The 13,718-nt window shown below is 72.1% G+C and carries 12 protein-coding genes; 6 read left to right on the top strand and 6 right to left on the bottom strand.

Translation table 11 applies throughout. The annotated features are described in order from the left end of the window. Positions 1–70 precede the first annotated feature (70 nt). Entirely contained in the window at positions 71–565 is a 495-nt protein-coding gene (locus BS83_RS07760) for an inorganic diphosphatase (protein ID WP_037602146.1), read from the top strand. A 204-nt stretch (positions 566–769) separates the two neighbouring features. Beyond that, positions 770–1,441 (top strand): hypothetical protein, encoded by a 672-nt coding sequence (locus BS83_RS07755; protein WP_037602145.1) that lies wholly within the window; start codon positions 770–772, stop codon positions 1,439–1,441. 6 nt (positions 1,442–1,447) lie between these two features. On the opposite strand, the gene BS83_RS07750 is transcribed toward BS83_RS07755, so the two are convergent. The 6 genes from BS83_RS07750 to BS83_RS07725 form a co-directional block, all read right to left on the bottom strand. Then, on the bottom strand, positions 1,448–2,269 hold the full coding sequence (locus tag BS83_RS07750) for an ATP-binding cassette domain-containing protein (protein WP_037602143.1): 822 nt from the start codon (positions 2,267–2,269) through the stop codon (positions 1,448–1,450). After that, complete coding sequence (locus BS83_RS07745) at positions 2,266–3,309, bottom strand: ABC transporter ATP-binding protein (RefSeq protein ID WP_051942761.1); 1,044 nt, start codon at positions 3,307–3,309, stop codon at positions 2,266–2,268. The genes BS83_RS07750 and BS83_RS07745 overlap by 4 nt, the downstream gene beginning before the upstream one ends. Continuing rightward, positions 3,309–4,235, bottom strand: a complete 927-nt coding sequence (locus tag BS83_RS07740; protein ID WP_037602139.1) for an ABC transporter permease — start codon at positions 4,233–4,235, stop codon at positions 3,309–3,311. The genes BS83_RS07745 and BS83_RS07740 overlap by 1 nt, the downstream gene beginning before the upstream one ends. Next, a complete protein-coding gene (locus BS83_RS07735; RefSeq protein ID WP_037602137.1) occupies positions 4,232–5,188 on the bottom strand; it encodes an ABC transporter permease in 957 nt (318 codons plus the stop codon). The genes BS83_RS07740 and BS83_RS07735 overlap by 4 nt, the downstream gene beginning before the upstream one ends. After that, entirely contained in the window at positions 5,185–6,972 is a 1,788-nt protein-coding gene (locus tag BS83_RS07730; RefSeq protein ID WP_157597010.1) for an ABC transporter substrate-binding protein, read from the bottom strand. Before BS83_RS07730 ends, BS83_RS07735 begins: the two co-directional genes overlap by 4 nt. 65 nt (positions 6,973–7,037) lie before the next feature. Next, a complete protein-coding gene (locus BS83_RS07725) occupies positions 7,038–8,786 on the bottom strand; it encodes an amidohydrolase (RefSeq protein WP_037602134.1) in 1,749 nt (582 codons plus the stop codon). 106 nt (positions 8,787–8,892) lie between these two features. Between BS83_RS07725 and BS83_RS07720 the strand changes: the two genes are divergently transcribed. The 4 genes from BS83_RS07720 (at position 8,893) to BS83_RS07705 (ending at position 13,668) form a co-directional block, all read left to right on the top strand. Next, positions 8,893–9,627 (top strand): TetR/AcrR family transcriptional regulator, encoded by a 735-nt coding sequence (locus BS83_RS07720; RefSeq protein ID WP_051942760.1) that lies wholly within the window; start codon positions 8,893–8,895, stop codon positions 9,625–9,627. A 142-nt stretch (positions 9,628–9,769) separates the two neighbouring features. Beyond that, complete coding sequence (locus BS83_RS07715) at positions 9,770–11,464, top strand: flavin monoamine oxidase family protein (RefSeq protein ID WP_037602133.1); 1,695 nt, start codon at positions 9,770–9,772, stop codon at positions 11,462–11,464. A gap of 219 nt (positions 11,465–11,683) precedes the next feature. Continuing rightward, positions 11,684–12,166, top strand: coding sequence for a hypothetical protein (locus BS83_RS07710; RefSeq protein ID WP_037602132.1), 483 nt, complete (start codon positions 11,684–11,686; stop codon positions 12,164–12,166). Positions 12,167–12,276: 110 nt separating this feature from the next. Then, the gene (locus BS83_RS07705; RefSeq protein ID WP_198035163.1) at positions 12,277–13,668 is read left to right on the top strand and encodes an HNH endonuclease signature motif containing protein; all 1,392 of its coding nucleotides are present in this window, start codon (positions 12,277–12,279) and stop codon (positions 13,666–13,668) included. Positions 13,669–13,718 lie beyond the last annotated feature (50 nt).

Here is a 13,718-nt window from a genome sequence, read left to right as displayed (position 1 = left end):
TCCCCATTCCAGAGCACTCCACGCCGTAGGAGACACTATTGGCTGCAACCACTGATATTGGAGGAGAGCCTTGGAGTTCGACGTCACGATCGAGATCCCGAAGGGTTCGCGGAACAAGTACGAGGTCGACCACGAGTCCGGTCGCATCTACCTCGACCGCATGCTCTTCACCTCGACCCGTTACCCGGCCGACTACGGCTTCGTCGACGGGACCCTCGGCGAGGACGGCGACCCGCTCGACGCGCTCGTCATCCTCGAGGAGCCCACCTTCCCCGGCTGCGTCATCAAGTGCCGCGCCATCGGGATGTTCCACATGACCGACGAGGCGGGCGGCGACGACAAGCTGCTCTGCGTCCCGGCCTCGGACCCGCGCTGGGAGCACCTGCGCGACATCCACCACGTGTCGGAGTTCGACCGCCTGGAGATCCAGCACTTCTTCGAGGTCTACAAGGACCTGGAGCCCGGCAAGTCCGTCGAGGGCGCGCACTGGGTCGGTCGCCAGGAGGCCGAGGAGGAGATCACCAACTCCATCAAGCGTCTCGCCGACTCCGGCAAGTCGCACTGAGCCGAGCGCTCCGCACCTCGCCGCGAAGCGCCGCGAAGCGCTGCGCTGCGTCGCACTGCGACGCCAGGCGTCGCTCGCGGTACGAACCGCCCTCCGGTACGCCGGGGGGCGTTTTCGTTGCTCCGGCGACGCTCCAGGGCGGTGCGCGCGGCGCTAGCATCGGCGCGCACGAGCGGTGCGGGACGACAGGTCGGGGGCGGGCGCATGTTCGGTGGACAGCACAAGCTGGTGCGCGACGGGGTCCAGGCCCGCGGGGTCGTGCTCGGGGTGGAGACGAAGTCGGTCGCCGGCGCGAGCAGTGCGGCGGGCGCGGTGCCGGTGCGGTTGCACCTGCGGGTCCACTTCGACGACGGGTCGACCGCGGAGGTGTCCTGCCGGGTCGGTGGGCTGCTCCGTTCCTCGGCACTCGCGTACGCCGTGGGCGACGTCGTCCCGGTCCGCCACGCCGCCGAGGACCGGACGAAGATCGTCGTCGACGAGCCGGCGCTCGCCGCCGAGCGCGACGCGGTACAGCAGGCGCAGCAGGCCGAGGCCGTCGCGCGCGCCGAGCAGCGCCTGACCGGACGGACGGACCCGCGCCCCGCCGCCGTCCCGGCCGCCGATCTGCCGAGCGACGCGCAGCTCCTCGCCGCCCACCGTGCCTGGCACGCCGCCCGGACCCGGGCCAGGCAGAGCCGGGCGGCGCACGACCGCTCGGTCCGGGCCGAGGCGGAGCCGCGGGAGACGCTCCGGTTGTTCAACCAGAGCGCCACCCGCAGCGCGGAGGCCAAGAGCGCCAAGGCCAAGTTCGACGCCCTGCACCGACTCCGCCCCGACTGGACGGCCCCGCCGGAGCCGGACGCCGCCGGCGATGACGGGAGTCCCGGCGGTCACTGACCCGGCTCAACCCTGGCGGCTCAGTTCGCGGCGGCGGCGGGCGATGTCGTCGGGGTCCCAGCCCGGGTGCGGGACCGAGGCCAGCAGCAGCCGGGTGTACGGATGGGCCGGGGCGTCGAGGAGTTCCGCCATCGGGCGGTGCTCCACGGGCCGGCCGCGGTGCAGGACCAGGGCCTCGTCGCAGACGTAGCGGACCACCGCGAGGTCGTGGCTGACGAACACCAGGCCGATACCCGCCTCCCGGCGGATGTCGGCGAGCAGGTTCAGCACCTGCGCCTGCACCGAGACGTCGAGCGCGGAGACCGCCTCGTCCAGCACCAGCACGGCGGGTTCCACCGCCAACGCGCGGGCGATCGCCGCCCGTTGCCGCTGGCCGCCGGAGAGCCGGCGCGGCAGCGCGGCCGCCTCGCGCTCGCCGAGGCCGACCTGGTCGAGCAGCTCGCGGACCCTGGCCGCACGGGCGACGCGGTCGCCCAGCCCGTGCAGCCGCAGCACCCCGTCGATCGTCGCCCCGACGCCGATCCTGGCGTCCAGTGAGAGGTAGGGGTCCTGGAAGACGATCTGCACCGCCTTCGCCCGGGCCAGGCGGGCGGCCCGGCCGTGGACGGCGGGCGCGAGCGGCGTCCCGAGCACGCGGATGGAGCCGCTGTCGGGACGCTCCAGCCCGACCAGCATCCGGGCCGTGGTCGTCTTGCCGGATCCCGACTCGCCGACCAGACCGAGCGCACCGCCCGGCGGCAGCGCGAAGGAGACCCCGTCGACGGCCACGGTCGCGCCGTAGGTCTTGCGCAGCCCGGCGACTTCGAGCAGCGGGGTGGGCGTCGTCACGGGTGGGCCTCCGTCATGAGCGGGAGTTCCGACGCGCGGACGCAGGCGGCGGAGCGGCCCGGCGCTTCGGGGAGCGGCAGCAGTGCGGGCTGCGCCCGGTCGCAGCGACCGGGGTCGACGAACGCGCACCGGGCGGCGAAGGCGCAGCCGGGTGCGGACTCGTTCAGCCCCATCGGCGCGCCGGGGACCGGCCGGAGCCGTTCCAGCGGCCCGGTCAGCGGCGGTGAGGAGCCCAGCAGGCCGACGGTGTACGGGTGACGCGGCGAACCGAACAGCTCGTCGGCGCGCGCGGCTTCGACGATGCGGCCCGCGTACATCACGTAGACCCGGTCGCAGGAGGCTGCGGCCAGCTCGATGTCGTGGGTGATCAGCAACATGCCCAGGCCGCGCTCGCGTTGGAGCCGACCCAGCAGGGCCAGGATCTCCGCCTGGGTGCTGACGTCCAGCGCCGTCGTCGGCTCGTCGCAGAGCAGCAGCCGCGGCTCTCCCGCCAGGGCTCCGGCGATCATCACCCTTTGCAGCATGCCGCCGGACAACTCGTGCGGATACTGCCGCAGTTGCCGCTCGGGATCGGGCAGGCCCACGGCGGCGAGCAGGTCGAGGGCACGGGCGTCGGCCTGCCTGCGGGACCAGCGGTGGGTCAGCCGCAGCGGCTCGGTGAGGAAGTCGCCGACGCGGCGCACCGGATTGATGCCGGCCCTCGGGTCCTGGAAGACCATGGCGGCGGTCGCCGTGCGCACCTCGCGCAGCCGGGCGGCGTCGGCCCCGACCAGGTCCACGCCGTCGACCAGGATCCGGCCGGCGGTCCGCGCGCCGTGCGGCAGCAGGCCGAGCGCGGAACGCGCGGTCACCGACTTGCCCGAGCCCGACTCGCCGACCAGCCCGACGACCTCGCCCGCCGCGACGCTCAACGACACCGCGTCGAGCACCGGCCTGGCCGCGCCGGGGAGTTCGACCGTCAGCGCGTCCAGGCGGAGCAGCGCGGCGGGGGCCTCGGCGCGGTGCACGGATGCGGACGCTGATGCGGATGCCGATGACATCAGGACTCCCTTCCGGCGAGCTGGTCGCCGAGCTGTTCGCCGACCACGTTGAAGGCCACCACGACCAGCACCACGGCCAGGGCCGGCAGCACCGCGGACAGCGGCTGTCCGGCGAGCACCGCCCCCTGGCCCTGGTTGATCATCGCGCCCCAGTCGGGCGTCGGCGGCTGCACGCCCAGGCCGAGGAAGGAGAGCGCGGCCAGATCCAGCAGCGCGTAGCCGAAGTTGACGGTGGACTGCGCGAGCACGGTCGGTGCGATGTTCGGCAGCAGCCTTCGTGCCGCCACGTACGCCGGGGCGTGGCCCTGGACCAGGTAGGCGGACACGTAGGGGCGGTTCTTCTGCTGCGCCGTCAGACTGCGCACGAGCCGGGCCGTGTAGGGCATGTAGGCGACCGCCATGGCCAGCACCGGCGCGCCGAGACCCTTGCCGAACAGCGCGACGGCGAGGATCGCCAGCAGCAGGGAGGGGAACGCGAACAGGACGTCCAGCATGCGGCCGATCACCGCGTCCACGCGTCCGCCGCGCCAGCCGCTGAACAGGCCGACGGCGATGCCGCTGAGGCTGGAGAAGACGACCACGCCCAGCGGCCCCAGCAGGCTGGTCCTGGCCCCCTCCAGCAGCGCGGAGAACGTGTCGTGCCCGCCCTGGTCGGTGCCGAGCCAGTGGTCGGCCCCGGGACCGGCCATGGTGTCGGCGAAGTCGCCGATCGTGGGGTCCTGCGGCGCGAGCCAGGGCGCGAACACCGCCACCAGCACGAACAGGACCAGCAGCACCAGGCAGATCCGGAACAGCACTCCGTACCGGAGGAAGCCGCTGCCCAGGCCGCGGCGCAGCCAGGCCGCCCCGGGGCGACGCTGCAGGCCCGAGGCGGGCCGGGGCTGCAGCGAGGGTTCCGGCCGTGGTGGGGTGGTGGCGCTGCTCATCGGGCTCCTCCCCCGGCGGCGACCCTCGGGTCGATCAGCGGATACAGCAGGTCGACCAGGGTGTTGACGACGACGAAGACGGCGACGACCAGCAGCACCAACGCCTGCACGACCTGGAAGTCCAGCTCGTCGACGCACTGCACCAACAGCGAGCCGATCCCGGACATCCCGAAGGCGGTCTCGACGATCGCGGTGCTGACGAGCATCCCGGAGACCAGCAGGCCGGAGACGGTGACGATCGGGCCGAGCGCGTTGCGGAACACGTGCCGGCGCAGCACGCTCCACCGGCCGGTCCCCCGGCTCAGCGCCACCTCGACGTGCTCCCGGCCCAGTTCGTCCAGCATCGCCGTCCGGGAGACGCGGGTGACCAGGGCCATGAAGGTGACCGACAGGGCGACGGCGGGCATCGCCACGTGGTGGAGCTGGTCGACGAAGCCGGTGCCGTTGCCGATGGTCGGGAACCAGCCCAGCCGAACCCCGAACACCGACCGCAGCACGATGGCGGCGGCGAAGGAGGGCACCGCGGCGCCGACCGTCATCAGCAGCAGCACCGTCTTGTCGGTGCGCGTCCCGCGCCGCAGCGCGCCGAGCGCACCCGCGCCGATCCCGACCACCGCGATCAGCACCGTCGACACACCGACCAGCAGCAGCGAGGCGGGGAGCCTGGAGGAGATCACCGCGCCGACGCTCTCGTGGAAGAGGTAGGAGCGGCCGAAGTCGCCGTGCAGGACCGCGTCCAGCCAGTGCCAGTAGCGCACAGGGAACGGCTGGTCGAAGCCGAACTGCCGGCGGATCGCCGCCAGTTCGGCCGGGCTCGGGCTGCGGCCGCGGACCAGGAAGGAGACCGGGTCGCCCGGCGCGAGGTAGAGCGAGGAGAACACGAGGAAGGAGGTCACCAGCAGGGTCACCGCCATCCCGGCCAGTCTGCGCAGCACGGCGACGGCGAGGCTCATCCCTGCGCTCCCGTGCCCTGTGATCCGCTGCCCTGTGCGCCGATCTCGGCCGCCCAGGGGTAGTACAGGTAGTCGATGGAGGGCTGCACGCCGGTGATCCGCTTGCCGAGGAAGACGCTGACCGGCTCGGTGTAGAGCGGCAGCCAGGGCAGCTGGTCCATGGCGATCTGCTGCGCCTTGGCCGCGGCGGCGGCGCGGGCGGCCGGATCGGCGGAGCCGACGGCCTGGTTGACGGCGGCGTCGAACTGCGGGTTCGACCAGTTGCCGTAGTTGCTGAACGCGCCGGTCCGCAGCGAGCCGTACATGTCCAGCGGGTCGGTGATGGAGGTGTACCAGAAGGTCAGGAAGAGGTCGACGCCCTTGCGGGCGGCGGGGTCGGTGAAGAGCGCGGTGTACTTGTCGGACGAGATCGTGTCGATCTCCGGCTTGAGGCCGATGGCCGTGGCGGCCTGCGCGACGGCCTGGGTGATGATCGTGGTCTGCGAGTCCAGCGGGCTGGTCGCGATCACCACCTTCTGCCCCGCGACTCCCGCCTTCGCGGCGAGCCGCCTAGCCTTCGGCGGGTCGTAGGGGTAGGCGGGCAGCGCCTTGAGAACGGCGTCGAGGCTGCCGCCGGAAAGACTGCCGTTCCAGTTGTTCCGCGTCACCAGGGAGTCCGCGACGTCGCCGACCCCGGCGACGCCGGCCTTGATGATGCCCTTCCGGTCGATCGCCATCAGCAGTGCCCGGCGCACGTCGGCGCTGCCCAGCACGCCCTTGAGGTTGCCCACGACCTCGTCCGCGACGGTGGTGTTCTGCCCGTAGTAGAGCCTGCCCGCCGAGGAGGAGGCGAGCTGGGCGTAGGAGTCCGGCGGGACCATCCAGCCGCCGTCGACCTCGCCGGTCCGGAAGGCGTTGACGCGCGCGGTGGCGTCGGAGAGGAAGACGAACTTCACCTGCTTGGACCTGGCGCGCAGCGACGGGTCCCAGTAGCCGTCGAAGCGGGTCAGCACCAGGGACTGACCGGGCGTCCACGAGGAGAAGGCGAACGGTCCGGTGCAGTTCACACCCTTGGACGGGTTGCCGTAGTCCTTGCCGTCGCTGCGCAGCGTCGCGGCCGACTCGACCGTGCCGGGACTGGCCGCCATGTACTTGTTGAAGGTCGAGTCGGGGGTGTTGAGGGTGACGGTGACCTGCATCGGCCCGGTCTTGTCGACGGACTTCACGTTGCGGTACGGGTAGGCCCAGTCGCTCCCGACGTTCGGGTCGAGGTTGCGGCGCAGCGAGGCGACCACGTCGTCCGCCGTGAGCACCGTCCCGTCGTGGAAGTGGACGCCGCCGCGGATCGTGTAGACCCAGGTGGTGGGCGTGGGGCTGGCGACGGCGGAGGCGAGACCCGGCGAGGTGGTGAGGTCCGGGTTCCAGCGCAGCAGGCTCTCGCAGACGTTGGCGAGCACCGTGTTCGGCGGGTAGTCGAAGGAGTAGGCGTAGTCGATCGACGTCGGCTCGGCGAAGAGCGACCAGGTGAAGGAGTCCAGGCCGCCGGCGCTCGCCGGGGTCCTGGCGGTGAGCCGGTAGGCGGCCCCGGTGCCCGAAGCGCCGCCGGCCCCGCCGGGGTGGGCTGTCCCGCTGCAGGCGGTGAGCGTCAGGGCGAGGGCGGAGAGGGCGGCGAGAGCGGAGACGGCGGAGCGGGAGGAGACTGCGGAGCGGGAGGAGACGGCGAGGAGGGTGCGGCGCGCGGATCCGGTGCGGGCGGTGCGGCGCGGGGCGGTGCGGCGCGGGGTGGAGCTCGTGGGCGTGCTCATGGGGTGGCCTCCGGTCGGAGCGGAACGGGTGCAGGAGCGGAGCGGACGGCGTCGGGGAGAAGGGTTCAGCTGTCGGCGACGTGGACGGGGCGTCCGTCGATGAAGGTCATCCGGACCTTGGCCGCGCCGATCTCCTCGGGCGGACCGGCGAACGGGTCGCGGTCCAGCACGACCAGGTCCGCGCACTTGCCCGGCTCGACGGTGCCGGTCTCCTGGTCCAGGTGGTTCACCCAGGCGCTCCCCGCCGTGTACGCGGTGAAGGCCTGCCCCAGGGTGAGCGCCTGCTCGGGGTAGAACGGCCGCCGGGGCCGCCGGTCGGTCGCGGCGTTCGGCGCGTCGACCGGCACGGCGCGGTTGACCGCCACGTGGATGCCCCAGAGCGGGTTGGGGCTGCTGACCGACCAGTCGCTGCCCGCGACCAGGCGGGCGCCCGCGCGGGCCAGGTCGCCGAACGGGTACTGCAGCGCGGCGCGTTCGGCGCCCAGGTAGGGGATGGTGAGCTCGTCCATCTGCGGCTCGTGCGCCGCCCAGAGTGCCTGGATGTTGGCGGCGGCGCCGACCTCGGCGAAGCGCTTGAGGTCGTCCGGGTGCACCAGTTGGAGATGGGCGAGGTGGTGCCGGTTGTCGTTCGCACCGTTGGCGGCACGGGCCAGTTCCAGTGCGTCGAGGACCTCGCGGACCGCTCGGTCGCCCAGCGCGTGGAAGTGCAACTGGAAGCCGAGCGCGTCGAGTTGCCGCACAGCTTCGCGGAGCACGGCCGGATCGACGAAGCTCAGGCCGGAGTTGGCGGTCGCGCAGCCGCAGCCGTCGAGGTACGGCTCGAGCATGCTCGCGGTGAAGTTCTCGGCGATGCCGTCCTGCATGATCTTCACGGTGGTGGCGTCGAACCGGCCGACGCGGCCGTGCAGACGGCGCTCCAGCAGGTCGGGGATCTGCTCGACGCCACGCTCGCGGTCCCACCACAACGCGCCGACCACGCGCGCCCGGAGCGCGCCTTCGCGGGCGGCGTCGACGTAGACCGAGAAGTTGTCCGGGTTGCCGGGAAAGGCGCCGATCATGGCGTCCTGCCAGGCGGTGACGCCGAGCGAGAAGAGGTGCTGCTGGGCGACGAGCAGCCCCGCACGGGCCTCCTCCGCCGTGGCGACCGGCACGAGGTCGCCGACCAGGTTCATCGCGCCCTCCTGGAGAGTGCCGACGGGTGTCCCGTCGGGCTCCCGCTCGATCCGTCCGTCGGCCGGATCGGGCGTGCGCCGGTCGACCCCGGCCAGCTCCAGCGCACGGGAGTTGACCCACGCGCCGTGGCCGTCGCGGTTGGTCAGCAGCACCGGCCGATCGGGAACGACGGAGTCGAGCATCGTGCGGGTCGGGATGCCGTCGGGGAACACGTCCATCGACCAGCCGCCGCCCCTGATCCACGCGGCGTCCGGATGGGCGGCGGCGTAGGCCGCGACGGTGGCGAGATACCCCTCGATGCTGCGCTGTCCCGCGAGGTCGCAGCGGAGCATCTGCACGCCGGCCACGGCGGGGTGCACGTGGGCGTCCTGGAACCCGGGCGCGAGCAGACCGCCCTGGAGGTCGACGACCTCCGTGGCCGGCCCGACGAGATCACGCAGCTCGGACTCGTCGCGGACCACCGCGAGGATGCGGCCGTCCCGGACGGCGACCGCCGCCGGAACGGGGGCTGCGGGGACAGGGGCTGTGGGAACGGGGGCTGCGGGGGAGGCTCCCGCGCGAGTGCTGGTCGGCGTCGCTGCGGTGAAGACACTCCCGCCTCGGAAGACCAACTCGGCCGTCTGGTGTGGGTGGTGCGCCATCGGTGTTCCCTCCCCGTGTGGTGGTGAGGAGGAGTGAAGCGGCGCGCAACGCTGTTGTCAACAGCATTGCGCTCGGACTGTCCCGCATCGTTACACTGGCCGGACCATGTCGAAGCCACCCCTGGGAACCGCCGCGCACGCCCCCGCGGACGCCCCCGCCAAGTCCACCCGGAGCAAGCGCTCGGGCAGCCAGCTGACGCCCGAGCTGATCATCGAGGCGAGTCTGCGTATCGCCGCACGCGGCAGCGCGGACGCCTTCACGGTGCGCCGCCTCGGCGAGGAGCTCGGCGCCGACCCGACCGCCGTCTACCGTCACTTCCGCGACAAGGACGAGCTGCTGCTCGAGGTCGCCGACCGCACGCTCGGCGAAGTCCTGGACAGCATCCCGGCCGGACTGAGCTGGCAGGACCGGATCCGCGCGCTGGCCGACGGCTCGCTGGCGGTCGCGCTGCGCTACCCCGCCGTGGCCTCCGCCATGGCGAGCCGGACGACGCGACGGGCCAACGAGTTCCGCGTCGTCGAACTGATCCTCGGGGCGGTGACCGAAGCCGGCCTGACCGGCACGGACGCGGCGGTCCACTACCGGATGGTGGGCGACTCGCTGCTGGCCCTGGTCGGGCAGCGCGCCGCCTACCTGCTCTTCTCCCCCGAGGCGCGGGCCGCGGACGAGTCCGCGTGGAACCGCGAGTACCGGCTCGTCGATCCGCAGGCCTTTCCCCGGATCACGGCGGCAGCGGCGGAGTTGGCCGAGGTGACACAGGACCAGGTCTACGACGCCAGGGTCGAGGCGCTGATCACCGCGATCGAACGCAGGGCGACGGAGCTGCGCGGCGGCGCGTGAGCGGACGACCCTCGCGGCGGGGTTCCCGAAGCCGCCGCGAGGGGCCGCCGCGGCGGCAGTTCGCGCAACACTGTTGACAACAGCATTGCGCTAGCAGTTCACTCCCGGTCAGCATCGTTCGGTCCCCCAGAGAGGGATTCTCATGCACCGGGAACCTGCCAGATCGAGCACCACGCCCCAGCCGACCACCCGCACCGGTTCTCCGGACCGCCTCGGCCTCGCCTTCTCCCTGCACGGCGAGGCCCGGCGTCGCGGCATGCCGGTCGCCGAGGTCGCCGGCGAGCGCGCCGAACGTGCGGACCGCGCCGAGCTCCGGCTGAATCGGCGTCAACTACTGGCCGGAGCAGGCGCGGTCTCCGTCGCAGGACTGGCCGGAGCCGCACTGGCGGGCTCGACCAGGGCTGCGGCGGCCACCGGGGCGGCGGCCGCGGCGAGCGCGACCGCCCCGCGCGTCGTCATCGTCGGGGCCGGGTTGGCCGGACTGCGCTGCGCACACCAGTTGTGGACGGGGCCCAAAGCGATCGCCTCGACCGTCTACGAGGCCGACACCACGCACATCGGCGGTCGGTGCTGGTCGCTGCGCGGGTTCTTCGCCAACGGCATGGTGAGCGAGCACGGCGGCTCCTTCATCAGCTCGACCGACACCTCCGTACTCGCCCTGGCCAAGTCCCTCGGCCTCAAGACCGAGTACGCGAACGGCGGGACCCTCGGCTCGGGCACCTACGCCGGTTGGATCGACGGCGGCCGCTACGACGGCGCACAGCAGCAGAGCGACTGGGTCGCCGAGGCCTACCAGGCGTTTGCGGCGTCATACGCCGCGATGGGCACCCCACGCTGGAACAACGCCACCGCGGAGGCGAAACGCCTGGACCAGCTCTCCTGCCTCGACTACCTGACCCAGATCGGCCTTCCCTCGGGCTCGGCGCTGAGCCAGCTGATCCAGTCGATCCAGCTCCAGTCCGGCGGCGAACCCGCGCACTCGTCGGCGCTGGGCATGATCGGCTTCCTCGGCGCGTCCTCGACCTTCGACGGCGGGGCCGGCTTCGACGAGAAGTACCACCTCATCGGCGGCAACGACCAGCTGGTCAGCGGCATGCTGGGCCGGCTTCCCCCGGGGACGGTCCGGCAGGGCTACCAGCTCACAGCGGTGGTGCAGAACAGCGACGGCAGCTACAGCTGCACCTTCTCCTGCGTGGGCGGCGGGAGTCCGGCGGTCACCGCGCAGGCCGACCACCTGGTGCTCGCGCTGCCCTTCAGCACCCTGCGGGACGTCGACCTGAGCCGATCCGGGCTCTCGGCGCTGAAGCTCACCGCCATCCAGCAGCAGGGGATGGGCCAGAACGCCAAGCTGGTCACCCAGCTGACCGGTAAGACCTGGCCGTCACTCGGCTACAACGGCGTCAGCAACACCGGCCCGACCGGCTACCAGACGGCCTGGGACGGCTCCGTCCAGCTCGGTGCGAAGGGCGGCCCCGCCCTTCTGGTCAACTTCCCCGGCGGCGACACCGCCCGCTCCGTCCTCACCGGCGCGGCCCACGGCCCCGCCCCCTCGGCGGACGTCGACTGGTTCCTCTCACAGATCGAGAACGTCTACCCGGGGACCACCGCAGCGTTCAACGGCCTCGCCTACGAGGACCACTGGTCGCTCGACCCGTGGCACAAGGGCGCGTACCACTACTACGGGATCGGCCAGTACACCGGATTCGCCGGCTACGAGGCGGTCCAGGAGGGCCGGATCCACTTCGCGGGGGAACACACCGACGTCGACAACGCGACCCTGAACGCGGCGGTCGCCTCGGGCGAGCGTGCGGCCACGGAGGTCAACTCCCAGGTCTGAGCGGCGACCAGCGGCGGACGCGGCGGCGAAGGCCGTCGCTGTCATGCGCCTTCACGTGCCGTCATGCGCCGTGTCCTGCACTGTCATGCGCGGCGTATGACAAATGTCCTGCGATTGTCAGGACGGCCGCGACTGCCGCGCCCACCCCCTCCCACGGCAAGCTCGTGATCACAAGGAAAGCCGATCAGCAGGTCGGCAGGCACCCAGGGGGCGACCGGAATGAGCATCACCACGGCACTGACGAAGCCGGCCTTCATCAGCTTCGGCAAGAAGGACCAGCCTTCGGACGCGGCGGCGTCGCTCGCCGGGGTCAAGCCGCTCTCCCCCTGGTTCTTCGTGTTCGAGGGTCTGATGGGCGCCGCCTACGACATCATCAAGCTCCACCCGGACGCCTGGATGGCCCTCTCCGGGCTCGGCCTGGTCAACATGCTCGTCGGGCTCACGGTCCTGGGCAAGCGCCGCAAGCTCGTCCGCGCCATGCTGAAGAACGGACGCAGCCGCACGATCCTGGGCGCGCTGATCGGGCTCAGGATCGGCGTTCACCTGATCCTCGGCCTCCTGGGCACGCAGGTCACGTCCACCGCCGGACACCTGGGGATGGCGGCGTTCATGACCGCGACGACGGTCGGCCTGATGTGGTTCGACCAGCGCGTCACCTTCCGCACGCTGGGCCTGCCCCTGACGCCCGTAGAGGCCGTGTGAGCTGGGGGTTTTCACTCTTGTGAGTGATGGTGTGGGGCTTGGTGGGGTGTCATAATTGTTCTATGGACGCCTCGATGTTCGGGGGCGGGTGTGAAGACGGAGATGCGTCCATGGGTGAGGTGTTTTCTGCCTCGCTGGGGGACGTGTTCCGTGCGGATCCCCTGACTCCCTCAAGCTCCCGCCAGGCCCGTGCTGCGAGCACCGAGCCGCTGCGGACCCTGCCCGCCTCGTGCATGACGTTCCTGGCCGCGTTGGCGGCGGAGGACGATGACGCCCTGTGTGCGGCCGGCGCCCCGTTCCAGGCCGAGCAGCTCCTCGCGCTGGTCCGCTTCGAGGAGATGGTGGGGGCGGAGCTGGCACGTCGGGTCGCGGTGTTCGACCGCACCGGCGCGGTCGCCGCCACCCGTTCCCGGACGGCGAAGGGGTTCCTGCAGACGCACGGCCAGTTGAGCGACCGGGCGGCGAAGCAGCTCGTGGACCGCGCCCGCCGCCTGGACACCCTCCGCACCGTCCGCACCGCGCTCACCGACGGGGAACTCTCCGCCAGCCAGGCGGAGGTCATCGCCCACGAGATCACCGACGTGGAGGACCCCCAGGCCCGCGAACAGGCCGAAGAACTCCTGGTCGGGCAGGCGAAGGAACTCCACCTGGGGCAGCTCAAGCAGGCCGCCCGGCAGGTCCGCGCCCACCTGGTCGAGGAGCAGGAGCCGCAGGTGAAGGACGCCCCGGCGCTGTTCCGGTCCACCGCGAGGCTGTCGCAGACCGGCACGAGCGATGACCCGTTCTGGGTGCTGACCGCCGAACTGTCGGCGGTGGCGGGGGAGAAGCTGCGCGTCGCGCTGGAGGCGGCGATGGGCACCCCCGTCGAGGGGGAAACCCGGACGCATCCGGAGCGGATGGGCGACGCCCTCGAAGCGGTCGCCGACCTCGCGCTGGGCTGCGACAAGCTCCCCACCACCGGTGGTCAGCGCCCCCACTTCACCGTGATCGCGGATCTGGACGCGCTGCGGGAGGAGTGCCCGGCCCACCCCACCTTCACCGACGACCCGGAAACGGACGGGAACGATGATGTGTCGGGGTTGCTGCACCCCGTCGGCGTCGCCACGTCCACGCGGGGGTTCCGGTTGCCGCGGTGGCAGGCCCGTAAGGAGTCCTGCGACTGCCGACTCCGCGTCATCCTCACCAAGGGCCAGGGCAAGCCGGTCTCCATCGGCCGCGCCACCCGCACCGTGCCCGCGCACCTGCGGGACGCGGTCATCGCCCGGGACCGGCACTGCGTCTGGCCCGGCTGCACAAGGCCACCCACCTGGTGCGAAGCCCACCACCTCACCCACTGGGCCGACGGCGGCCACACCAGCCTGAACAACCTGGCCCTCCTCTGCGGAGAACACCACACCGACCTCCACCACACCGGCTGGGAACTCGAAATGAGCAACGGCAGACCCACAGCCGTCCCACCACCCGACACACCCCCACCCCCCAACACCCGCTACCCCCACTGAACAACCCAACAGCCGATGAGCCGCCCACCCGGCGGCCCATCGGCACGCCC

The sequence above is a fragment of the Streptacidiphilus rugosus AM-16 genome (assembly GCF_000744655.1).
GTDB lineage: Bacteria > Actinomycetota > Actinomycetes > Streptomycetales > Streptomycetaceae > Streptacidiphilus > Streptacidiphilus rugosus.
Note: the sequence above shows the minus strand (reverse complement) of the source record. Positions and strands in the feature narration are given on the sequence as shown.